Origin of the sequence: Silicimonas algicola (genome assembly GCF_003148765.1) — a bacterium.
Classification (GTDB): domain Bacteria; phylum Pseudomonadota; class Alphaproteobacteria; order Rhodobacterales; family Rhodobacteraceae; genus Silicimonas; species Silicimonas algicola.
Map to the genome: position 1 here is coordinate 165,210 of NZ_QGGV01000008.1, position 20,643 is coordinate 185,852.

Genomic DNA, 20,643 nt, shown 5'->3' on the forward strand with positions numbered 1-20,643 from the left:
AAATGTGTCAAAATTCCGGATGAAGCTGCGTAAGCTCGCCGCAATAGCCAGAGGCAGGCACATAAAAAGGTCGAGGAGACCGAGCAGTGACATTTTCGACGAGACCCCGCGCCCGTTGGGTGGCGCTGTGCGTATCCGCATCGATGCTTGCAGGATGCGGACTTCCGAGGACGGGCCCCACGAAGAACGAGATCTTCGCGGGCTCGGTTCAGAAACAGGGCAATGCCTTCATCGTCAGCGTCGACGACAGCGTGACCCGCGCGACCGAATACGTTCCGCCGCTTGGGTTCTCTTCGGGGCTCATCAACGCGGCCGTGCTGGGTTCGGACACCGTGCGGCCGGGCGACACGCTGGGCCTGATGATCTGGGAGAACGTCGACGACGGCCTTCTGGCGACAGCGGGGGCGAACTCCACGGCGCTTCAGGAGGTCCAGGTCGATGGCGACGGGTTCATCTTCGTGCCTTACGCGGGCCGCATTCGCGCCGCCGGCAACACGCCCGAGGCGATCCGGCGCATCATTACCGAGAAGCTCGAGGCTCAGACACCGGACCCGCAGGTCATGGTACAGCGCATGGCGGGCGACGGCGCGACAGTGTCGCTGATCGGCGGAATCGGCGCTCAGGGCGTCTATCCGATCGAGCGGCCGACGCGCACGCTGACGGCCATGCTGGCGCGGGCGGGCGGCATTACCCTTCCGCCCGACATCACGCAGGTCACGCTGATCCGGGGCGCGCACACCGGCACGATCTGGCTGGTGGATCTCTACGAGAACCCGAGCCTGGACATCGCGCTGCGCGCGGGCGACCGCATTCTGGTCGAAGAGGACGAGCGCTTCTACACCGCCATCGGCGCCACCGGCGCTCAGGTGAAGGTGCCGTTCGAGACGCAGAGCGTGTCTGCCATCGAGGCGCTGGCGACCGTGGGCGGTCTGAACACGTCACTCGCCGATCCGACGGGCATCTTCGTCTTCCGCGACGAGGAGCCGCAAGTCGCCGGCCGCGTGCTGGGGCGCGAGTTCTCGGACGAGCAGCGCATGGTCTACGTCCTCGACCTGACGTCGCCCAACGGGGTCTTCGTGGCGCGCGACTTCGACATCCGCGACGGCGATACGGTCTATGTCACCGAGGCGCCCTATACCCAGTTCCAGAAGATCCTGCAGGCCATCGTTGCTCCGGTCGGCACGGCGGCGTCGCTCCAGTCTCTGACCGAGTGACGACAGACAATAAAAACGACGGGACAGTGAAAGCCGCCGCCTTCGGGCGGCGGCTTTGCGTTTACAACGGCGGGCTGCTGACGAAGGGCACGCCTCGGCGCATCCTGGAGCTCGCGGGCTGGGAGGTGACGACCGGCCTGCCGCGCGAAGGAGACTGGGTCGGGCTCTGGGGGCGGTCGCGGACGGCGTGGCGGGCGCAGGCGGTCGCGGGCTGGACGGAGGCGCCGATCCTGACGGTCGAGGATGCGTTCCTGCGGTCGGTCCATCCGGGACGGGTACGGGGCGAGGCGCCGGTGGGGCTGTGCCTCGACCGGACGGGGATGCATTTCGACGGCGGCGCGCCGTCGGACCTCGAACGGCTTCTGGCCACGCATGCGCTGGACGACACCGCCCTTCTCGACCGGGCGCGCGAGGCGATGGACAGCCTCGCCTACTGGCATGTGGGCAAGTATTCCGCGACCGATCCGGCGCTGGCCGCGCCCGAGCCGGGCTATGTCGTCGTCGTCGACCAGACGAAGGGCGACGCGGCGCTGATGGGGGCCGGGCGGGCCGCCTTCCTCGAGATGCTGGCCTTCGCGGCGGAAGAGCATCCGGGGGCGCGGATCGTCGTGAAGACGCATCCCGAGACGGGGCATGGCGGGCGCGAGGGACATTTCACGGCGGAGGACGCGACGGGGCGCGTGACGCTGGAGAGCCGTCCGATCGCGCCGCGCGTTCTCTTCGAAGGGGCGGTCGCTGTCTACACCCATTCCTCGACGCTCGGGTTCGAGGCGATCTTCGCGGGGCATCGCCCGCGTGTCTTCGGGCAGCCGTTCTATGCGGGATGGGGCCTGACGCAGGATCAGGACGCCCCTGCCCGCCGCGCGCGGACGCTGACGCGGGCGCAGCTCTTTGCCGCCGCGATGATCCTCTACCCGACGTGGTACGATCCCGTCGCGGACCGGTTGTGCGAGGTGGAGGAGGTCGTGGCCGGACTCGCCGCACGCGCGCGGGCGTGGCGCGAGGATCGAGGGGGCTATGTCGCCGTCGGGATGAAGCCGTGGAAGCGGCCGCATCTGTCGCGGGCTTTCGGGCGCGAGGTGGCGGTTCGGTTCGCGCGGTCGGTGCCTGAGAGCGGTGAGCGGACGGCCGTCGTCTGGGGGATGGCGGAGGCGCCAGAGGGCGCGCTGCGGATGGAGGACGGATTCCTGCGGTCGCGCGGGCTGGGTGCGGCGCTGGTGCCTCCCCTGTCGCTGGTGCTGGATGCACCGACGCTTTACTTCGATGCACGGGAGGCGGGGCGGCTGGACGCCCTAATCGACGCCGCCGGTCAGACTCCCGTTGGCGAATTGCGACGCTCGGAGCGGCTGATCCGGTCCATTCGGACGCAGAAGTTGACGAAATACAACATCGGGGAAGTTATGCCCGAAGTCCCGGCCGGGCGTCGTGTGCTGGTCGCGGGGCAGGTAGAGGACGATGCTTCCATGATGTACGGGGCGGGCGAGATCCGGACGAACCTCGACCTGTTGCGGCACGCGCGCGAGGCCAATCCCGAAGCTGTCATCCTGTATAAGCCGCATCCGGATGTGGAGGCCGGGCTTAGGGCCGGCGCCCTGGAGGATGCGGATGTCACAGGGCTTGCCGATGTCATTTTGACCGGCGTCAGTGCGGCGGAGGCATTGACCGTCGCGGACGAGGTGTGGACGATGACCTCGACGCTGGGGTTCGAGGCTCTGCTGCGCGCCGTCCCGGTGACCTGCCTCGGGATGCCCTTCTATGCGGGGCGCGGATTGACGCGTGATCTTGCACCGCGCCCCCCGCACCGGATGGGGCAGGACGTGACGCTGGCGCAGTTGGTCCATGCCTGTCTCATCGCCTATCCCCGCTATTTCCATCCGGCGACGGGAGAGCCGATCTCGCCCGAGCAGGCCGTTCGGCTGTTGGCGGAGGGGGTCGAGATGCCGCGCGTGAACAAGGCTTTGGCCTGGCTGCACGGGCTGGTGTCGCCCTTCCGGCGCTAGGCGCGAGCCCAGGTCTGCATGACGTCGCCGCCGAGGGCGCGGACGTCGCGAAGCTGGAAGGTCGGTGCATCCGTCAGGAACGCGAGGTCGAGCGGGCCGACCGAGGGCCGACCTTCGGACCCGATCACCTTTCCGGCGATCATCAGGACCAGCCTGTCGACCAAGCCCGCGTCCAGGAGCGAAGCGGCGAGGCTGCCGCCGCCTTCGCAGAAGATGCGCGTCAGACGCTCGGCGGCGAGGCGCTGCATCATGGCGGGGACGTCGAGGCGGCCGCCGGATGCCGGAACGCCGAGGCAGCGGACGCCCGCGCCGGTCCATGCGGAGAGGGATGCGGAGGTGGCCTGCCCTTCGCCGTGGATCAGCCAGACCGGACCGTCGCCTGCGGAGGCCGAGAGGCGGGAGGGGAACGGCAGATCGAGACCGTGGGAGGCGACGATGCGGACGGGCTGGGCGTCGGCGCCCATTTCGCGGACCGTCAGAGCGGGGTCGTCGGCGCGGGCGGTGCCGCCGCCGACGAGGACGGCGTCGTGGGACATCCGCAGGGCGTGGACGGCGCGGCGGGCCTCCGGTCCGGTGATCCAGCGGCTTTCGCCGGAGGCGGTGGCGATGCGTCCGTCGAGGGTCGAGGCGAGCTTGAGCGTCAACATGGGCCGGCCTTCGGTCATCACCCTGAAGAAGCCAAGGTGCTGTTCCGTCGCCTCTTTCTCCATAACGCCGGTCAGGACCTCGATCCCGGCGGCGCGCAGGCGCGCGATCCCCTGCCCGGCCACCTGCGGGTTGGGATCGCCCGCCGCAATGACGACCCTCGCGATGCCTGCCGCGACGAGGGCGTCGGCGCAGGGCGGCGTGCGGCCGTGGTGCGAACAGGGTTCGAGGGTGACGTAGGCCGTGGCGCCGCGCGCGGCCTCGCCGGCCTGGTCCAGCGCCACGCGTTCGGCATGGCGCAGGGTAACGGCGTCCGAGGTGCCGCGCCCGACGATGCGGCCTTCCCGGACAAGGACGCAGCCGACCGACGGCCAAGGCGCCACGCGGCCGAGGCCCCGGCGCCCGAGCGTCAGCGCCTGCCGCATGTGGCGGGTGTGGTCCTCGCTCACTCGTCCTTCGCGGCGGGGCGAAGCTCGCTGACGAATTTGTCGAAGTCGTCGGCGGCCTGGAAGTTCTTGTAAACGCTGGCGAAGCGGACGTAGGCGACGGTGTCGATCCGCGCGAGGCTCTCCATCACGATCTCGCCGATGGTGTGGCTCGGGATGTCGGTCTCGCCCATGCTTTCCAACCGGCGGACGATGCCCGAAATCATCTGGTCGATACGTTCCGGCTCGATCGGGCGCTTCTGCATGGCGATGCGGATCGAGCGTTCAAGCTTGCCGCGGTCGAAATCCTCGCGCTTGCCGTTGGTCTTGATGACGACGAGGTCACGAAGCTGGACGCGCTCGTAGGTCGTGAAGCGGCCGCCGCAGGCCGGGCAGAATCGCCGGCGCCGGATGGCGACGTGGTCCTCCGCGGGGCGGGAATCCTTGACCTGTGTGTCGATATTTCCGCAAAACGGGCAGCGCATCCGCCTCTTCTCCCTGCCTTGTCCCTGCCAATTCGGGTCGTCACCGTCCCGAACCACCTTCCCTTTTTGGAAGTACCCCGATTTTGGGGAGTTGGCAATCGACACCCCCAAGATGATGGAGGGGAACGCAGCCCACTGTTGCGGGTTGGTCAGGCTTCACAGGAGGCGACATGACCAAGACACTCTTCATCACCGGAGCTTCGTCCGGGATCGGCGCCGCGACGGCGCGAAAGGCGTCCGACGCGGGCTGGAACGTGGCCCTTTTCGCGCGGAGCGAGGACAAGCTGAAGGAGGTGGCGCACGGCTGCGCCTCGGCCATGGTGCTGCCTGGCGACGCGACCTCTCCCGCGGACCTGACGGAAGCCGTCGAACGTGCGGCGCACCAGTTCGGCGGGATCGATGCAGCCTTCGCCAATGCCGGGCGTGGGCTCAACTCCTCGGGCAAGGGCGCGCCAGACGAGGACGACATTCGCGGCATGATCGACCTGAATATCCTCGGCGTTCTCTGGACCGTCGGTGCGGTTCTGCCGGAGTTGAAGAAGACGAAGGGAACGCTGGTGATGACCGGATCGGCCGCGGGCAAGCGGCACATTCCGGGGTCGATCTATGGGGCGAGCAAGTGGTTCGTCCATGGATACGCCGGCAACATGGCGGAGGAGATGCGCGAGTGGGGCGGGCGCTGCACGGTCGTCGCCCCCGGCATGGTGGACACGCCGTTCTTCGAGAGCGGCAAGCCCGACAAGCTGAAGCCCGAGGATGTGGCCGATGCCGTTATGCTGGCAATCGAGGCCGATCCGCGCGCGTCGGTGCGCGAGGTTTTCCTCATGCCGCAGTCGATGTGAAGGCAACGGCGACCTCTCGGCGGTGAGGGCGGGTCCGATGTTCGAAAAGGTAAACGCCCTGCCATGTGCCGAGCGCAAGACGGCCTGACAGGACGGGAATGGACAAGCTCACCGGCAGCATTGCCGCCTTGATATGGGCCGGCATGTCGTCGGGACCCTCGCTTGTGTGGGTGATCCAGCGCATCGGCGGCGCATCCGATGGCGGCACAAGACGGTCGAAGAAGGCCTTCAGGTCGCGCTGCACGTCGGGGTCGGCGTTCTCCTGGATGAGAAGCGAACAGGAGGTGTGGCGGACGAAGACCGTCATCACGCCGTCGCCCCGCGCGAGGTCATGCAGGCGGTCTGTGAATTCGTAGAGGCCGGGGCCCTGCGTCTCGATCGTGAGGACGGTCATGGGCAGCGCGACCAGGTGCGGGTTCCGAGGTCAAAGCACATGCCGTGTGCGGTCAGATGGTCGTAGAGAAGGTCGACGGACCCCTGGACGGTGTCTGGGTCACAGCGGAACTCGGCCAGAACCTCCTCCTCCTTCAGGACGACGACGGCATCGGTGCGGGTCGGGCCCCTGGCTTCGTCCTCGGGGATGCGTTCGGTCGAGGTGAACACCTGGTAGGTGACATCCTCGTTCACGAAGTCGACCACGTCCCAGATGGTGCGGCTGACGCCGGGCCAGGGCGTGAAGCCGGGGGCGTCGAGAGGGTTCGACAGGGTGAGTTCCGGCGCGCCTTTTGGGCCGAAGGCATAGGTGATGCGGGCGGCGTCGGCGCAGACTTCGAGCCGCTTTGCACCTATGTCGCAGGCGAGCACGGTCAGGTCCGGGCAGTCCGCGGCTGCTGACGTGGCCGAGACAAGGACGGCGAGCGCTGATTTCATACAGGGTGCCTCCGTTCAAGCGTCACATAGCGCGTGCCCGCCGCATTGAGGAGAGCGTCGCTTTCGATGGCGTAGCCGCGCGAGGTGAAGACCACGACGGGATCGCCGGTGCCCTGGTCGGTGAAGATAGGCAGGCCCGTCCCGAAGGCCACAGGCTCGACCGTCAGGTGAACCCGGTCGATGGCATCGTGTGCGAGAAACCACTCGTGAACCCGCGTGCCGCCCAGGATCAGACCGCGGGACAGCGGGTGGACGGCTTCGACAAGCGCGGGAAGGTCGAATGGCGTGAGGTCCGAGGGGTCGAGCCAGAGCTGGGTCGGGCGCTGCCAGCCCGCGACCGTGGACGACAGGACGATCCGGCGGCGGTCGGGACGGTCCGCGGCCTGATGCGTATGGCGGCCCATGATCGCCCAGTCCGACGCCTCGACGTCGCGGAAGAAGAGCGCCTGTTCCTCGGCGCTGGCCCAGGCTTGCGGGGGTTCGCCGGTCGAGCGCGAGATGAAACCGTCGCGGCTGGTGGCCACGGTGAGAGTGAAGCTCGGCGTCATCCGGTGCCGAATTCGAGGTATCCGTCGCCGCCGAATTCTCCATTCTTCCAGTACCGATAGCCGAACCCGGCCGAGAGATCGGGAAGCCCCAGCAGTCGGACCAGGGCCTTGTGTGTATCGACGGCAAAGACCTGTTCGTCGGTCAGGAGCGCGGCGAGGTCCGCGGGATCGACGCCGTCCGCGATGGCTGCGAGCCGGTCCGCCCCTTCGATCTTCGGCGGTTCGTCCTCGCCACTCCAGGCTCCCGGGTTGGTGTCGGCCCAAGCGACACAGGCGCCGTCGCGGTAGAGGACGACGAGGAGCATGTCGTCGTCCTGGTTGGCCGCGAGAAGGACGGGTGTCCCGCCCTGCGACAGCCGCGCGCCGTATCGGTCGCGGATCTCGCCGTCCATGGTTTCGAGGTCGCGCGAGGAGAGGAGCGTCCAGCCGTGTTGCGCAGGCAGGACGACGCCTTCGTCCGCGACGTCGGCCAGGAACTTGGCGACCTCGCCCGCATCCTCGGTTCTGACGCAGAAGTTGGCGTAGAAATTCCCCATCTCAGCCCTTCTCGACGTAAGCCTTGAAGTCGTCGCCATACTCCGGGTGCCAGCGCGACAAGGGCGGGCGGTTCTCGATGATGTCGCCCATGGCCCAGGCCATGCGCTTTTCGTCGAGCGCGCGGCTGACGTCATTGTCGGGGCAGAGAATGTAGAAGTCGCCGGCGTTCAGGCGGTCGAGGAAGAAGTCGGCGGTCTGGTCCGGTGTCCAGGCGCCTGCCGGCTTCTCGGTGCGATCTCGCCTCGTGAGGTCGGTGTAGACGAAGCCCGGGATCAGAAGGTGGGCCGTGACCTGGCCGGGGCCATTCCGAAGATCGTGCTGCAGCGCCTCGGTGAAGGCTTTCACGCCGGCTTTCGCCACGTTGTAGGCGGGATCGCCCGGCGGCGTGGTGATGCCCTGCTTCGAGCCGGTGTTGACGATGGCGCCGGGGTTGCCGCGCGCGATCATGCGGGGACCGAAGGCGCGGGAGCCGTTGACGATGCCCCAGAGGTTCACGTCGAGGATGCGGTGCCAGGTCTCGTCGTCGCTCCAGATCGAAGAACCGGGCTGGATGCCGGCGTTGTTCATCAGGACATCGGTGCCGCCGAAGCGGTCGGCGATCTCCCTCTCCAGTTTTTCGAGCGCCGCGCGGTCCGAGACGTCGGTCGAGGCCGTCATCACATCGGGCGCACCCCCCTCGAGGAGGCGTTCCGCCGCGTCGTTCAGGAGATCGGAGCGGTTGTCGATCACGACGACTTTCATGCCGAGGCGCGCAAAGCGGACGGCAGAGGCGAGACCGATGCCCGAAGCGCCCCCTGTGACGGTCGCGACGTTGCCTTCGGCGAGGGCGGGATGGGTCATGGCGTCTCCTCTGGTGCGGTTCAGCCGAACAGGCGGTCGCCCTGCTCGTCGATCAACTGACGCGCCTTGGCGGTGGAGATCGAGTTCGCGGTGTCGATGTCCTCGACCACGTCGGCGCGGATGAGGGTATGGGTACGGCCGTCCTTCTCGATCCGGGCCGAGAGGCGGAAGCGTTGGCCTTCCTTGATCGGCGTGGGTGTGATGGTGAAGCCTTCGTAGGTTTCGGGCTCGGGCAAGGGCTCCTTGGCGCCGCCGAAGAGGCGGGAGAATAGGGACATGGTCGCACCTCCTGTCTGGTTGAAGGAAGATCGCCCATTCCTGCCGCCTTTGGAAGACCGGGTTGAAATTCACGCCAAAACGTGTATTCTAATATACATTCTCATACGTATGGAGCCATCCATGGCCCGCCTTCTGACGCCCCACATCGCCACGATCACGGAACTGCGCGAACCTCACAAGGTCCTTGCGCGGTCCGGCGGGAAGCCGGTGGCGATCCTCAAGAACTCGGCCGTGGTGGGCTATCTGGTGCCGCAGGAGGCGGTGGAGCAGGTCGGCGAGCATCAGGTCGCGACGATGGAGGAGCTGCGGGAGAGCCTGGCGCAGTCGCGTGAACGGGTGCAGCCGGTGCTCGATTACCTGAAGGACAAATGAGGCTCCTGTCGGCCGAACTGGTCGATGCGATCCACGACGAGGTGCTGAATCCCGGAGAGTTGGCGGGGCGGGCGCGGGACAAGTCGCTGGAGGGAGCCTTGGCGCGGGTGGAGAACCGTCTGGCCTATGGGCTGGTCGAGGACGTGTTTGACGTTGCCGCCGCCTATGCGGTGGCGATCTCGCGGAGCCATTGCTTCCAAGAAGGCAACATGCGGACGGCGCATTGGGTGATGGATGCGTGCCTTGATCTGAACGGGGTGGAGATCACTTGGCGGGCAGAGGATGTCGGCGCCATGATCGTCCACTGCGCGCAGGGGTTCGTGGAGGACGGGGATCTGGCGGAGTGGCTGAGGGAGCGGGCGGCGGGGTGAAGTGCCGGCCTACGGCACCCTTATTCGATCCTACGCATCACGCACGTACCACGCATCTGAGACTCAAGCATCAGTGCATCCACTGACAAGCTGTGACGGCTGTGAACGGCGTCGCCTTGCGGCAAAATTGTAGTCAGCGCCGAGGGAAACCGCCCCTTATCGATGAAATCGATTACGGAGATTGCCCCAGTCAACTCATCCACAAAAGAGACACCTTGATTTCCAACACCCGTATCAACGCCAATGCGAACGGGCGCACCGTCGTCGTAAATCGTTATAAAGAATTCGAACTTCTCTTTAGGAAAGCTGCACTTGAAAACCTGAATGGCCGCAAACGTTGGCGAGCCAACGAAAGCGACCAAACTGGCGTAAAGCAGCCTCACTGATCCAGGAAACTCCGCAGCTTCCTGCTCCGGCTCGGATGCTTCAGCTTCCTCAGCGCCTTCGCTTCGATCTGGCGGATCCGTTCGCGGGTCACGCTGAACTGCTGGCCCACCTCTTCCAGCGTGTGGTCGGTGTTCATGCCGATGCCGAAGCGCATGCGCAGCACCCGCTCCTCGCGCGGCGTCAGCGACGCCAGCACGCGGGTCGTGGTTTCCTTCAGGTTCTCCTGAATGGCCGAGTCCAGCGGCAGGACGGCGTTCTTGTCCTCGATGAAGTCGCCGAGCTGCGAGTCCTCCTCGTCGCCGATGGGGGTCTCGAGCGAGATCGGCTCCTTGGCGATCTTCATCACCTTGCGGACCTTCTCGAGCGGCATCTGCAGCTTCTCTGCCAGCTCCTCGGGCGTCGGCTCGCGGCCGATCTCGTGGAGCATCTGGCGGCCGGTGCGGACGAGCTTGTTGATCGTCTCGATCATGTGGACCGGGATGCGGATCGTTCGGGCCTGGTCGGCGATGGAGCGCGTGATGGCCTGACGGATCCACCAGGTCGCGTAGGTCGAGAACTTGTAGCCGCGGCGGTATTCGAACTTGTCCACGGCCTTCATCAGGCCGATGTTGCCTTCCTGAATGAGATCAAGGAATTGCAGGCCACGGTTCGTGTATTTCTTGGCGATCGAGATCACCAGCCGGAGGTTCGCCTCGACCATTTCCTTCTTGGCCTGACGGGCTTCCTTCTCGCCCTTCTGGACCTGCTGGACGATGCGGCGGAACTCGGGGATGTCGACGCCGACGTACTGGCCGACCTGGGCCATCTCGCCGCGCAGCTCCTCGATCTTGTCGGTCGACCGCTCGATCAGGGTCTGCCAGCCGCGCCCGCCCTTGTCGGCCATGCGGTCCATCCAGGTCGGGTCAAGCTCGTAGCCCCGGTATTCCTCGATGAACTCGCGGCGGTTGATGCGGGCCTGGTCGGCGAGCTTCACCATGGACGAGTCGATGGACATGATGCGGCGGTTGATGCCGTAAAGCTGGTCGATCAGCGCCTCGATCCGGTTGTTGTGGAGGTGAAGCTCGTTCACCAGCACGACGATCTCGGAGCGGAGCTTCTGGTACTTCTTCTCTTCCTTGTCGGAAAAGCTGCCGTCCTCGTTCAGGGTCGCCGACATGCGGCTGTCCTGCATGTCGGACAGCTTGCCGTAGTCGCCCGCGATCCGGTCGAGGATTTCCAGAACGCGCGGCTTGAGCGCGGATTCCATCGCGGCGAGCGACATGTTGGCCGCGTCTTCGTCGTCGTCGTCGTCCTCGATGCGGATCGGATTGCCGTCGGCATCGAGTTCGGGCTCGTCGGACTTGCGGCGCGTCTCGTCCGAACCGGCGGCGTCGACCACAGGCGCAACCTCGCCCTCGTCGCCCATCGAGCTTCCGAAGGTGGTCTCGAGGTCGATGACGTCGCGCAGGAGAATGTCTTCGCTGAGAAGTTCGTCGCGCCAGATCGTGATGGCCTGGAAGGTCAGCGGGCTTTCGCAGAGGCCCGCGATCATCGTGTTGCGGCCGGCCTCGATGCGCTTGGCGATGGCGATTTCGCCCTCGCGCGACAGAAGCTCGACCGAGCCCATCTCGCGCAGGTACATGCGCACCGGGTCGTCAGTGCGGTCGAGTTTCTCGGTCTCGGCCTGCGAGATGGTGACCTCGCGCGAGGTCGAGGCCTGGGTGACCTCGGTCGACTCGCCATCCTCGTCGGCGTCCTCCTCGTCCTCGATGATGTTGATGCCCATTTCGGAGAGCATCGACATCACGTCCTCGATCTGTTCGGAGGAGACCTGGTCGGGCGGCAGGACACGGTTGAGCTGGTCGTAGGTGATGTAGCCCTTGGTGCGGGCGTCGCCGATCATCTTCTTGACGGCGGCCTGGCTCAGGTCGAGGACGACTTCGCCTTCCTGCTCCTCGGTCTTCTGCTCGTCGCTGGTGTCCTTGGCAGCCATGCAGCCACTCCCGCGTTAAAAGTCCTGATTCGCCCCGCGCCGAATCATCCAGCGCGATACACCGATTCGCAACCCGAGGTCGTGCGCTTCTTTTGCGGGTGATCCCGCAGAGCTACGGCCTGCCCCGGCCTTTCGAATAGTCGATTCGCCCGATGAGCGCCTCGAAAGTCTGTTTCTCGTCGCGACGGAGCCGCGCTCCGTTCGGGCCGAGGTCGTATTCGGCCCGGTCCTCGTGCCCACCCTTGTCGGTCCGGTTCCTGGCTTCCGCCGCCTGCCCCAGCCGCCATGTCAGGCCTTCGTCGACGAGACCGTCGATGTCGCGCACCGCGTCCTCGATCTCGCGCCGGGCGCCGCGGCGGGCGGCCAGCTTCGCCAGTTCCTCGGCCACGGACAGGCGCGCCGTCTCGGCGTCCATGCCGGGCTGCAAGGCAGGAGAGATGCGGACATGGCGCGGATGGAACAGCTTTTCAAGGGCAATTGCGCCGCAAACTGTCTGTATTTCCTCGCGCCCGCCGCCGTTGCACTGGATCAGGGCGCGGCGCACGGCCTCGTGTTCGGGGGTCGAGGTGTCGAGCCGTTCGAGGTCGGCGAGGAAGTCGTGGACAAGCTCGGGATGCATGACGAGCGTGGCGAGGATCACTGCTTCGCGCAGCGTCTCCTCGAAGGGCGCGCCGGCTGCGGCGAGAGCGCTCGCCTTGGTCTCGACGGTCGGCGTCGCGGGCGGGGCGAAGCGCATCCCGCGCGGACCGCGTGGCTTGAACGGCCGTCCCGATTCGGGACGGGGGTCGAATAGCGCGCGGCGCAGGCGATTCACCTCGTCGCCGTAGTGTCGGCGCAGCGAGGGATCGCGCACCTTGCGAATCGCTTCGCGCAGGGTCCGGTCCAGCGCCGCCTTGCGCTCGGGGCTGTCGAAGGACTTTCCTTCGGTCTCGCGCCGCCAGAGAAGCTGGACCAGCGGCACCGACGCGTCGACCAGCCGCTGCATGGCCGCAGGTCCCTGGCCGCGGATCAGGTCGTCGGGGTCCATGCCTTCGGGCATCAGGCAGAAGCGGAGTGACTTGCCGGCCTCGAGAAGCGGCAGGGCCAGGTCCATCACGCGCATGGCCGCGCGGAGGCCGGCCGCGTCGCCGTCGAGCGCCACGATCGGCTCGTCGCTCATGCGCCAGAGAAGCTGAAGCTGGTCTTCCGTCACTGCGGTGCCCAAGGGGGCCACGGTCGCGGTGAATCCGGCCTCGGAGAGGGCGATGACGTCCATGTAGCCTTCGGCGACGATCAGGGGTTTCCCCTTGCCGCAGGCCTCGCGCGCGGGGCCGTGGTTGTAGAGGCTCCGGCCCTTGTCGAAAAGCTCGGTTTCGGGCGAGTTCAGGTACTTGGCACTTTCCGCGGAATCCATTGCCCGGCCGCCGAAAGCGATGGCGCGGCCGCGGGCGTCGCGGATCGGGAAGATGATCCGGTTGCGGAAGACGTCGTAGGGTTCCTTGCCCTGCTGCGAGGTCTTGGCCAGCCCGGCGGACAGGATCAGGTCCTCGGCCACGCCCTTGCCGCGCAGATGCTGCCAAAGGGCGTGCCAGCCGGCGGGGGCGAAGCCGATCTCCCAACGGGTCTGGGTGTCGTCGGACAGCCCGCGCCCGCCGAGGTAGTCGCGCGCCGCGGACGCAGCACCGGTGCGAAGCTGGAGGCGGTAGAACTGCACCGCCTGCTCCATCACCTCGATCAGCTGTGTGCGCCGGTCGGCCTTTTCCTGCGCCTTCGGATCGCGGGCGGGCATCGGCATCCCGGCCTCGCGGGCGAGGATCTCGACCGCCTCGATGAAGGATACGTTCTCGGTCTCCTGCACGAAGCTGACTATGTCGCCCTTCGCATGACAGCCGAAGCAAAAGTAATAGCCCTTGCGATCGTCGACGTGGAAGCTGGCGGATTTTTCCTGGTGGAAGGGGCACGGCGCCCACATGTCGCCCTTGCCCTGGTTCGATTTCCGCTGGTCCCAGGACACCTTGCGGCCCACCACCTGCGTCAGCGAGGCGCGCGTCTTCAGCTCGTCGAGGAATCCGGGGGGCAGGCTCATGGACCGACTATCGGCCCACGCCCGGTGCAAGTCCAGCGGCCCCGGCGACGCCCTTTCGTGGCGACAGGCGGCGGGGCGCATGTCAGGCTGTGGAAAAGGAGCCGCCCATGACACATGCTGCCACAGGACGCTGCACTTGCGGCGAAGTCCGCTTCGCCCTTACGGACCGCCCGCTCTATACGCACTGCTGTCACTGCACCTCGTGCCAGCGCGAGACGGGATCGGCCTTCGTCCTGAACGCGCTGATCGAGCGGAAGCGGGTCGAGGTGCTGGCGGGCGTGCCCCAAGACACCCTGACGCCCTCCGACAGCGGAAACGGTCAGATCATCACGCGCTGCAAGACGTGTCACGTGGCGGTGTGGAGCGTCTACTCCGGGTTCGGCCCTCGGTTCCTTTTCGTGAGAGTCGGGACGATGGACGAGAGCTCCGCGTTCCCTCCGGATGTCCACATCTACACCTGCTCTAAGCTTCCCTGGGTCGTGCTGCCGGAGGGCGTTCAATCGTTCGACAGGTTCTACCGTCGGTCCGAAGTCTGGCCGGAAGAAAGCCAGGCCCGCCGAGAGGCTGCGCTGGCCGGAACCTAGAGAGCGGCGCGCACCGCGACATGGCGCATGGCGCGCGTGAGGTCGTGGACAAGTGTGTGAGCCATCGAGCGGAACACGATGATCTCGTATGTGTTTTCGCTTGTCCGCGTCAGGCTGGCGGTCATGTGACCGACCATCGTGCGCGCAGTCCGGTGGAGGGCGAAGGCCGAGGGTCGCAGGTCGAGCGGCGTCAGGCGGGCGAGGACGGCGCACGCATCCTCGCCCGACAGCGAGAGCGCGCACCAAGCCGCCGACTGGTCGGTCGTTGCCGCGCCATCGGGCGTCACGGTCGCCCCGATCAGCAACGCCTGTCCCGGACCGACGGAGAGGGCGCGGACGCTGCCCTTCCGCGTGACCTGTCCGGGCTTCGGAAAGGCGACCCCTGCGGCGGCCCTGAGCGCGGCCGTCACCGCCTTTTCCTGGCCGTCGAAGGGTGCAATCCACGTCACCGGGCCGAGAACCACCTCTGCGATCCGGGTGCGGCCGATCTCGACAGGTTGCGGCAGGTCGGCATGAGCCGGGGTCCGTGCGATCAACTCAGCCACGCATCCGCCCTCCGTCAGGGTCGAAGGCGCAGGGAGGCCCGACTTCGACAAGGGCTTCCACGTTTCGCATGTGGTCGACCATCCGCAGGCGTTCGCCGTGGCGCGCGCGGCCGTTCACGAGGAAGGCGAGCCCTAAGAAGGTGTCGAGCGTGGGCGACCACGCGACCGACGTGGTAAAGCCCTGCTGCGCCTCGCGCGTGGCAGCAGCACCCTCGCCGAAAAGGTATGCGCCCGCCGTCAGCATTCGCGCGGCACCGACCGGGCGCAGGCCCACGAGTTGCTCGCGCGTCTCGCCCAGAAGGCCGGGACGGGCGGCGAGCGCCTTGCCGATGAAGTCCTTCTTCGCCGACATCATTCCCTGCAATCCGAGGTCGAAGGCAGTGGAGCGGCCGTTCATCTCGGCGTGGGTCAGAAAGCCCTTCTCGATCCGAAGGACGTTTAGCGCTTCGAGGCCGTAGGGGCCGCCGCCCAGCATCCGGGCATGGGCGAGGAGGAGGCGCCACAGCGCCTCGCCCCGGTCGGAGGGTATGGCGATCTCATATCCCTTCTCGCCCGAGAAGGAGATGCGGAACACCCTAACCCCCGTACCGGAGATCGAGGCTTCGGTGCACCCCATGAACGGCAGAACGCCTGCGGCGGGGTCGTCGAGGATCGACCGCACCAGAGCCTCGCTTCGCGGGCCTGCGACGGCGAACTGCGCCCATTGCTCGGTGACCGAGACGGTGCGGAGGTTCAGGCCGGGCCGAAGACCCTGTGCGACGAAGTCCAGGTGACGCATCACTTCGGCTGCGGCCGCCGTGGTGGTCGTGAGGACGAAACGATCCTCGGACAGCCGCGCGACGGTGCCGTCATCCATGACGTGTCCGTCCTCGCGCAGCATCAGCCCATAGCGGACCTTTCCCACGGCGAGGGAGGACATCGTGTTGGTGTAGACGACGTCGAGGAAGGTGCCCGCGTCGGGGCCCATGACCTCGATCTTGCCGAGGGTCGAGACCTCGGTGACGCCGACGCTTTCGCGGACCATGCGCACCTCGCGGTCGCAGCTTTCGCGCCAGACCCGTTCCCCGGACAAGGGAAAGAACGACGGGCGGTACCAGAGCCCCGCCTCGATCATCGGCGCGCCCAGTTCGACGGCGGCGGCATGGGCCGGCGTGAAGCGTTCGGGCGCGAAGCCCTTGCCCTTGGCCCCTGCCCCCATGGCCGAGATCGTCACGGGGACGAAGGGTGGGCGGTACGTCGTCGTGCCGGTCGCGGCGACGGTAGCGCCGGTCGCGGCGGCGAGGACGGCCAGCGCGGTGACGTTCGAGCCCTTGCCCTGGTCGGGGGACATGCCCTGCGTCGTGTAGCGCTTCATATGTTCGGGCGAACGGAAGTTCTCCTGCGCCGCAAGACGGACGTCCTTGGTCGTGACGTCGTTCTGGAGGTCGAGCCAGGCGCGGCCCTTGCCCTCGACCTCCCACAGCGGCGTGATCGCGTAGGGCGTCGCCTCGGCGTCCGGCAGGTCAGGGGAATGTGTTTCAAGTCCAATGGCCTGCACGGCGACGTTCCCGGCGCGCAGGCCGTCCGCAAGACATCCGGCGGTGTCGAAGATGCCGTTCGCTGCCCCGGCGACGTCCATGCCGGGGACAGGCTCGGGACCAGCGACGAAGGCTTGGATGTCGTCGCGCCAGACGGGACGTGACCCGATGTGGGAGGCAAGATGAACCGAGGGGTTCCAGCCGCCCGACACGGCCAGGCAGTCGGTCCAGACGGTGAATTCGCGGCGGCCGTGGCGCACCTGGAGGCCCTTGAGGCCGAGGCGGCCCTGCGTGCTCAGGACCTCGCCGCCCGGATAGAAGGGCCAGTCGCCCGTCGTGGTCGCGTCGGCGCGGGCGTCGATCACCGCGGCGACGTGTATGCCCGCGGACGCCAGGTCGCGGGCCGTGCGGTGCGCGGTGTCGGTGTTGCCCCAGACCACGGCGCTTTGACCCGGGGCCACGCCCCAGCGGTTGACGTAGGTCCGCAGCGCTGACGCCAGCATCACGCCCGGCCGGTCGTTGCCGGGGAAGGCGACCCCGCGTTCCAGCGCGCCAGCCGCAAGGATGGTGCGCGTCGCGGCGATCCGCCAGAAGCACTCGCGGGGCGCGCGGCCCGGCGGACGGTGAAGCGACACGCGCTCGAGCGCGCCGTAGGTGCCCTGGTCGTAGGCGCCGGTGACGGTCGTCCGCTCCATCACGCGGACGTTCGGCAGTGCTGTGAGTTCGTTCAGGACCGAACCCACCCATTGTGGGCCGCTCAGTCCGCCGATGGTGTCGGTCTCGGACAAGAGGCGCCCACCCATGTGGCTGTCTTCTTCGGCGAGGATCACGTCCGCCCCGGCGCGCGCCGCGGTCAGCGCGGCCATCAGACCTGCCGGTCCCGACCCGATCACGAGGACGTCGCAATGGGCGAAGGCCTTCTCGGAGGCGTCGCGGGCGGCCTCGCCCGAGAGGCGCCCCAGGCCGGCCGCGCGGCGGATCAGGGGCTCGTAGACCCGTTCCCAGAAGGCGCGGGGCCACATAAAGGTCTTGTAATAGAAGCCCGCCGCGAGGAAGGGCGAGAAGAGGTCGTTGATTGCGCCCACGTCCCGGGTGAGCGACGGCCAGCGGTTTTGGCTGGTGACGTCGAGACCCTCCCAGACCTCCTGCATCGTCGCGCGGACGTTCGGAAGGGCGTCCCTGCCCCGGCCCGTCGTGACCAGCGCGTTCGGCTCGTCCGACCCGGCGGAGTAGAGGCCGCGCGGGCGGTGGTACTTGAAGGATCGACCGACGACGCGGATGTCGTTCGCCATGAGGGCGGAGGCGACGGTATCACCGCGGAAGGCGTCGATCACGCGGCCGTCGAAGGTGAAGCGCACCGGGTGGTCCCGGTCGATCTGCCCCCTGCCCTCCAACCTCATGGTTTCGCCTCCCGGACCGGGCGCGCGGCGATGACGGCATGGGTGATCGTGCTGCGCGTGACCTCGATCCAGAGGCCGCAGGGGGTATGGTAGAAGAGGTCGCGCGCCTCACCGGCCGGATTGTCGCGGATGTGCAGGTAATCCGCCCATTCCTCGGCAGATGCCCCTGCGGAAGGTCGCGAAAGGACAACGGCGCTTCCGCGCGCGGCGAACTCGCGCAGGTCTCTTTCGCCGCAGTGAGGGCAGGTCAGGCGCATGGCGTCGCGGCCTCAGTGCAGGTTGTGCTGCGCACCGGTGCCCTCCTCGTCCATCAGGCCCCGGCCGGTCGTGAAGCGGTCGAGGCGGAAGCGTTCGGCGATGCGGTGCGGACGGTCCTGCGCGATCAGGTGGGCGAAGGCGAAGCCCGAGGCGGGGACGGCCTTGAACCCTCCGTAGTTCCAGCCGCAGTCGATGTAGAGACCGTCGATCCCGGTCTTGTCGATGATGGGCGAGCCGTCGGGCGTCATGTCCATGATGCCGCCCCACGACCGCAGGACGCGGGCCTGGCCGATGACGGGCATCAGGGTCATCGCCGCCTCCATCACATGCTCGGCCATGGGAAGGTTTCCGCGCTGCGCATAGGACGGGTAGAAGTCGATGTCGCCGCCGAAGACGAGTCCGCCCTTGTCCGACTGGCTGATGTAGAAGTGGCCCATGCCGAAGCTGACGACGTGGTTGATGACGGGCTTCAGCCCCTCGGTCACGAAGGCCTGGAGGACGTGGCTTTCGATCGGCAGCCGGAGGCCCGCCATCGCAGCCACCTGGGACGAGCGCCCCGCGACGACGATGCCGACCTTTTTCGCGCGGATCGAGCCGCGCGTTGTCTGCAACCCGGTCACGCGCCCGTTCTGGACGTCGATGCCGGTGACCTCGCAGTTCTGGATCAGGTCGACGCCGCGGCGGTCGGCGGCGCGGGCATAACCCCAGGCGACGGCGTCATGGCGGGCGGTGCCGCCGCGCGGGTGCAGAAGTCCGCCGTAGACGGGAAAGCGCGGGTTGTCGAAGTCGAGGTAGGGCAGGTGTTTCCGCACACCGTCGCGGTCGAGGAGGATCGCGTCGTCGCCCTGGTTCGCCATCGCGTTCCCGCGGCGCGCGAAGGCGTCGCGCTGGCCGTCGGAGTGGAACAGGTTGATGAGGCCGCGCTGCGAATGCATGACGTTGTAGTTCAGCTCGCGCTCCAGCCCCTCCCACATCTTCAGGGAATGGCTATAGAATTCCGAGTTGCCGGGCAGGTAGTAGTTGGCACGCACGATTGTGGTGTTGCGGCCGATGTTGCCGCTGCCGAGCCAGCCCCTTTCGAGCACCGCGACGCTTTTCGCGCCATGTTCCCGGGCGAGGTAGTAGGCGGTCGAAAGGCCGTGGCCTCCGCCGCCGATGATGACGATGTCGTAGTCGGATTTGGGCGCGGGCTCGCGCCAGGCGGGTCGCCAGCCGCGCTGCCCGCGCAGGCCCTCGAGGATCACCCTGGCGCCGCTGTATCTCATGTGAGCAGAGAACCAAACGGCGCGGTGGCGCGCAATGTCCGTTTGCGACGTGGGATGACGCATCGCTTGCGCGAAACGAAAAGGCCGGACCCTGCGGACCGGCCTTTGCGCAATCCTGGAGTGTCCGTCAGCCGGCGAGGCGCATGTACTTCGCCTTGAAGATGTGCGACATGCCGCTGCCGCAGAAGGCGAAGTTCATGTTCGACGTGCCGTCGATGCGGCCGCCCGCCACGATGGATGCGCCTCGGATGCCGTCAGCGTTCGCTTGGAACTCGACGTTGCCTGCGGCGATGATCTGGCTGCCGTGCATCTCAAGCGATGATGCGACTTCGACACCGCCATAGGACACGAGGATCGCGCCACCGCCTTCGGCACAGTTGTCCTTCGCCCCGAGGACCAGGTTGTTCGGCGCGCTCATGGCCTTTGCCGCGGTGCTCTTCGTGATGATGACGGCGTCCTGGAACTCGGCCCCGTTCTTGAAGACCATGTCGCAATCTGCGATCACGACGATGTTCTTGTAGACACCCGGGTTGAACGTCAGCCTGTTCGTGCAGGACGACTTGTGGATGCGCCCGCTGGTGAAATCGCTGGGATTGACCGTCGTAGCTGTCAGGGTCAGCGGCGTGTAGGAGCTGATGTACGTCTGGGCGTAGTCGCTGTCCTTGATCTGCACGCCTAGGCGTACCCTGTTGAGACGGTCCAGGATCTTGATGAACCAGCGGCCCTCGCGCAGCGCTTTTTCGAGACCCTCGTTCTTTTCCTCGCTCAGGCCGTCATTCGGCACGACGAGGTCGTCCGTGTCGGGCATCGACACGACGGTCCCGGCCTCGAAAAAGTTGTTCTGGTTGATCTCGACGTGGCTGTTCGAGTGGATGCAGAATCCGTTGTAGTAAGAGTTGTTCGACTGGATGTCGACAACCCCCTGGGCGACGAAGCCCTCCACTAGACAGGTCGGGTAGAAGGTCTCGAACACGCTCTGACGCTTCACATCCCATTGGTTGAGGCCGACGAGGTGGAGAAGAAATGTGCCGACGGGGTTGCCGTTGCTCGACAGGCGTCTCGTCTCGACCATCACGGCGTCGCGGCTGTCTTCATCAACGGTGAAGATCTTGGTGGCGCGGTCGTACTCGCCGAACTGGATCGCCTCTTCGTCGAGGACCTCGCCATAGACCGAGGCCGGCATGTTGGCCTGCAGGATCTGCATCGCGGTCGCGCGCGATGT

22 protein-coding genes are annotated in these 20,643 nt (G+C 66.9%); 7 read left to right on the top strand and 15 right to left on the bottom strand.

What is annotated here, in order from left to right; all coding sequences use genetic code 11:
* The first annotated feature begins 143 nt into the window (after window positions 1-143).
* Window positions 144-1,214, top strand: coding sequence for a polysaccharide biosynthesis/export family protein (locus tag C8D95_RS16475; protein ID WP_109760284.1), 1,071 nt, complete (start codon window positions 144-146; stop codon window positions 1,212-1,214).
* 26 nt (window positions 1,215-1,240) lie between these two features.
* Complete coding sequence (locus tag C8D95_RS16480; RefSeq protein WP_109760285.1) at window positions 1,241-3,214, top strand: capsule polysaccharide biogenesis protein; 1,974 nt, start codon at window positions 1,241-1,243, stop codon at window positions 3,212-3,214.
* Here C8D95_RS16480 and ribD read toward each other — a convergent pair.
* Together ribD and nrdR are read right to left on the bottom strand one after the other, a co-directional pair.
* Entirely contained in the window at window positions 3,211-4,308 is a 1,098-nt protein-coding gene (ribD, locus tag C8D95_RS16485; protein WP_282957640.1) for a bifunctional diaminohydroxyphosphoribosylaminopyrimidine deaminase/5-amino-6-(5-phosphoribosylamino)uracil reductase RibD, read from the bottom strand. The two genes, C8D95_RS16480 and ribD, sit on opposite strands and share 4 nt — an antisense overlap.
* Window positions 4,305-4,769 carry a transcriptional regulator NrdR gene (gene nrdR, locus C8D95_RS16490; protein WP_109760286.1) on the bottom strand — a complete coding sequence of 155 codons (465 nt, stop codon included), beginning with the start codon at window positions 4,767-4,769 and terminating at the stop codon, window positions 4,305-4,307. The genes ribD and nrdR overlap by 4 nt, the downstream gene beginning before the upstream one ends.
* 170 nt (window positions 4,770-4,939) lie before the next feature.
* On the opposite strand from nrdR, the gene C8D95_RS16495 reads away from it, so the two are divergent.
* Window positions 4,940-5,611, top strand: coding sequence for an SDR family oxidoreductase (locus C8D95_RS16495; protein ID WP_109760287.1), 672 nt, complete (start codon window positions 4,940-4,942; stop codon window positions 5,609-5,611).
* Here the strand turns inward: C8D95_RS16495 and C8D95_RS16500 are convergent.
* Genes C8D95_RS16500 through C8D95_RS16525 form a run of 6 tightly spaced genes read right to left on the bottom strand, consistent with a single transcriptional unit; the run spans window position 5,592 to window position 8,684 of the window.
* Window positions 5,592-6,005 carry a secondary thiamine-phosphate synthase enzyme YjbQ gene (locus tag C8D95_RS16500; protein WP_206508447.1) on the bottom strand — a complete coding sequence of 138 codons (414 nt, stop codon included), beginning with the start codon at window positions 6,003-6,005 and terminating at the stop codon, window positions 5,592-5,594. The two genes, C8D95_RS16495 and C8D95_RS16500, sit on opposite strands and share 20 nt — an antisense overlap.
* Window positions 6,002-6,481: a hypothetical protein gene (locus C8D95_RS16505; RefSeq protein ID WP_109760289.1), complete on the bottom strand. Its 480-nt coding sequence runs from the start codon at window positions 6,479-6,481 to the stop codon at window positions 6,002-6,004. Before C8D95_RS16505 ends, C8D95_RS16500 begins: the two co-directional genes overlap by 4 nt.
* Entirely contained in the window at window positions 6,478-7,029 is a 552-nt protein-coding gene (locus C8D95_RS16510) for a dihydrofolate reductase family protein (protein ID WP_109760290.1), read from the bottom strand. The genes C8D95_RS16505 and C8D95_RS16510 overlap by 4 nt, the downstream gene beginning before the upstream one ends.
* Window positions 7,026-7,565, bottom strand: a complete 540-nt coding sequence (locus tag C8D95_RS16515; RefSeq protein WP_109760291.1) for a hypothetical protein — start codon at window positions 7,563-7,565, stop codon at window positions 7,026-7,028. Before C8D95_RS16515 ends, C8D95_RS16510 begins: the two co-directional genes overlap by 4 nt.
* 1 nt (window position 7,566) lies before the next feature.
* On the bottom strand, window positions 7,567-8,406 hold the full coding sequence (locus C8D95_RS16520; protein ID WP_109760292.1) for an SDR family NAD(P)-dependent oxidoreductase: 840 nt from the start codon (window positions 8,404-8,406) through the stop codon (window positions 7,567-7,569).
* 20 nt (window positions 8,407-8,426) lie between these two features.
* Complete coding sequence (locus C8D95_RS16525; protein WP_109760293.1) at window positions 8,427-8,684, bottom strand: HlyU family transcriptional regulator; 258 nt, start codon at window positions 8,682-8,684, stop codon at window positions 8,427-8,429.
* A 121-nt stretch (window positions 8,685-8,805) separates the two neighbouring features.
* On the opposite strand from C8D95_RS16525, the gene C8D95_RS16530 reads away from it, so the two are divergent.
* The 3 genes from C8D95_RS16530 to C8D95_RS22105 all read left to right on the top strand — a co-directional run bounded on the left by C8D95_RS16530 (window position 8,806) and on the right by C8D95_RS22105 (window position 9,814).
* Window positions 8,806-9,057, top strand: coding sequence for a hypothetical protein (locus C8D95_RS16530; RefSeq protein ID WP_109760294.1), 252 nt, complete (start codon window positions 8,806-8,808; stop codon window positions 9,055-9,057).
* The gene (locus tag C8D95_RS16535; protein WP_109760295.1) at window positions 9,054-9,428 is read left to right on the top strand and encodes a type II toxin-antitoxin system death-on-curing family toxin; all 375 of its coding nucleotides are present in this window, start codon (window positions 9,054-9,056) and stop codon (window positions 9,426-9,428) included. The genes C8D95_RS16530 and C8D95_RS16535 overlap by 4 nt, the downstream gene beginning before the upstream one ends.
* 101 nt (window positions 9,429-9,529) lie before the next feature.
* The gene (locus C8D95_RS22105) at window positions 9,530-9,814 is read left to right on the top strand and encodes a hypothetical protein (RefSeq protein ID WP_170121490.1); all 285 of its coding nucleotides are present in this window, start codon (window positions 9,530-9,532) and stop codon (window positions 9,812-9,814) included.
* Here C8D95_RS22105 and rpoD read toward each other — a convergent pair.
* Both rpoD and dnaG read right to left on the bottom strand, forming a co-directional pair.
* Window positions 9,808-11,787 (bottom strand): RNA polymerase sigma factor RpoD, encoded by a 1,980-nt coding sequence (gene rpoD, locus C8D95_RS16545; protein ID WP_109760297.1) that lies wholly within the window; start codon window positions 11,785-11,787, stop codon window positions 9,808-9,810. The two genes, C8D95_RS22105 and rpoD, sit on opposite strands and share 7 nt — an antisense overlap.
* A 112-nt stretch (window positions 11,788-11,899) precedes the next feature.
* Complete coding sequence (gene dnaG / locus C8D95_RS16550) at window positions 11,900-13,852, bottom strand: DNA primase (protein ID WP_109760298.1); 1,953 nt, start codon at window positions 13,850-13,852, stop codon at window positions 11,900-11,902.
* Window positions 13,853-13,959: 107 nt separating this feature from the next.
* Between dnaG and C8D95_RS16555 the strand changes: the two genes are divergently transcribed.
* Window positions 13,960-14,436, top strand: a complete 477-nt coding sequence (locus tag C8D95_RS16555) for a GFA family protein (protein WP_109760299.1) — start codon at window positions 13,960-13,962, stop codon at window positions 14,434-14,436.
* Here C8D95_RS16555 and C8D95_RS16560 read toward each other — a convergent pair.
* The 5 genes from C8D95_RS16560 to C8D95_RS22110 form a co-directional block, all read right to left on the bottom strand.
* Window positions 14,433-14,981, bottom strand: coding sequence for a sarcosine oxidase subunit gamma (locus C8D95_RS16560; protein ID WP_241239821.1), 549 nt, complete (start codon window positions 14,979-14,981; stop codon window positions 14,433-14,435). The two genes, C8D95_RS16555 and C8D95_RS16560, sit on opposite strands and share 4 nt — an antisense overlap.
* The gene (locus tag C8D95_RS16565; protein ID WP_109760300.1) at window positions 14,974-17,898 is read right to left on the bottom strand and encodes a sarcosine oxidase subunit alpha family protein; all 2,925 of its coding nucleotides are present in this window, start codon (window positions 17,896-17,898) and stop codon (window positions 14,974-14,976) included. Before C8D95_RS16565 ends, C8D95_RS16560 begins: the two co-directional genes overlap by 8 nt.
* A complete protein-coding gene (locus tag C8D95_RS16570) occupies window positions 17,895-18,155 on the bottom strand; it encodes a sarcosine oxidase subunit delta (protein WP_109760301.1) in 261 nt (86 codons plus the stop codon). Before C8D95_RS16570 ends, C8D95_RS16565 begins: the two co-directional genes overlap by 4 nt.
* A gap of 12 nt (window positions 18,156-18,167) precedes the next feature.
* Window positions 18,168-19,421: a sarcosine oxidase subunit beta family protein gene (locus C8D95_RS16575; RefSeq protein ID WP_109760322.1), complete on the bottom strand. Its 1,254-nt coding sequence runs from the start codon at window positions 19,419-19,421 to the stop codon at window positions 18,168-18,170.
* 127 nt (window positions 19,422-19,548) lie between these two features.
* The coding region (locus tag C8D95_RS22110; RefSeq protein WP_170121491.1) for a hypothetical protein at window positions 19,549-20,643 on the bottom strand (1,095 nt) is incomplete at its 5' end.

What these genes read in the sequence shown, in the direction of transcription:
- C8D95_RS16475 (WP_109760284.1), top strand. Translation starts at nt 144, where the DNA reads ATGCTTGCAGGATGCGGACTTCCGAGGACGGGCCCCACGAAGAACGAG.
- nrdR (WP_109760286.1), bottom strand. Translation starts at nt 4,769, where the DNA reads ATGCGCTGCCCGTTTTGCGGAAATATCGACACACAGGTCAAGGATTCC.
- C8D95_RS16495 (WP_109760287.1), top strand. Translation starts at nt 4,940, where the DNA reads ATGACCAAGACACTCTTCATCACCGGAGCTTCGTCCGGGATCGGCGCC.
- C8D95_RS16500 (WP_206508447.1), bottom strand. Translation starts at nt 6,005, where the DNA reads ATGACCGTCCTCACGATCGAGACGCAGGGCCCCGGCCTCTACGAATTC.
- C8D95_RS16505 (WP_109760289.1), bottom strand. Translation starts at nt 6,481, where the DNA reads ATGAAATCAGCGCTCGCCGTCCTTGTCTCGGCCACGTCAGCAGCCGCG.
- C8D95_RS16510 (WP_109760290.1), bottom strand. Translation starts at nt 7,029, where the DNA reads ATGACGCCGAGCTTCACTCTCACCGTGGCCACCAGCCGCGACGGTTTC.
- C8D95_RS16515 (WP_109760291.1), bottom strand. Translation starts at nt 7,565, where the DNA reads ATGGGGAATTTCTACGCCAACTTCTGCGTCAGAACCGAGGATGCGGGC.
- C8D95_RS16520 (WP_109760292.1), bottom strand. Translation starts at nt 8,406, where the DNA reads ATGACCCATCCCGCCCTCGCCGAAGGCAACGTCGCGACCGTCACAGGG.
- C8D95_RS16525 (WP_109760293.1), bottom strand. Translation starts at nt 8,684, where the DNA reads ATGTCCCTATTCTCCCGCCTCTTCGGCGGCGCCAAGGAGCCCTTGCCC.
- C8D95_RS16530 (WP_109760294.1), top strand. Translation starts at nt 8,806, where the DNA reads ATGGCCCGCCTTCTGACGCCCCACATCGCCACGATCACGGAACTGCGC.
- C8D95_RS16535 (WP_109760295.1), top strand. Translation starts at nt 9,054, where the DNA reads ATGAGGCTCCTGTCGGCCGAACTGGTCGATGCGATCCACGACGAGGTG.
- rpoD (WP_109760297.1), bottom strand. Translation starts at nt 11,787, where the DNA reads ATGGCTGCCAAGGACACCAGCGACGAGCAGAAGACCGAGGAGCAGGAA.
- dnaG (WP_109760298.1), bottom strand. Translation starts at nt 13,852, where the DNA reads ATGAGCCTGCCCCCCGGATTCCTCGACGAGCTGAAGACGCGCGCCTCG.
- C8D95_RS16555 (WP_109760299.1), top strand. Translation starts at nt 13,960, where the DNA reads ATGACACATGCTGCCACAGGACGCTGCACTTGCGGCGAAGTCCGCTTC.
- C8D95_RS16565 (WP_109760300.1), bottom strand. Translation starts at nt 17,898, where the DNA reads ATGAGGTTGGAGGGCAGGGGGCAGATCGACCGGGACCACCCGGTGCGC.
- C8D95_RS16570 (WP_109760301.1), bottom strand. Translation starts at nt 18,155, where the DNA reads ATGCGCCTGACCTGCCCTCACTGCGGCGAAAGAGACCTGCGCGAGTTC.
- C8D95_RS16575 (WP_109760322.1), bottom strand. Translation starts at nt 19,421, where the DNA reads ATGAGATACAGCGGCGCCAGGGTGATCCTCGAGGGCCTGCGCGGGCAG.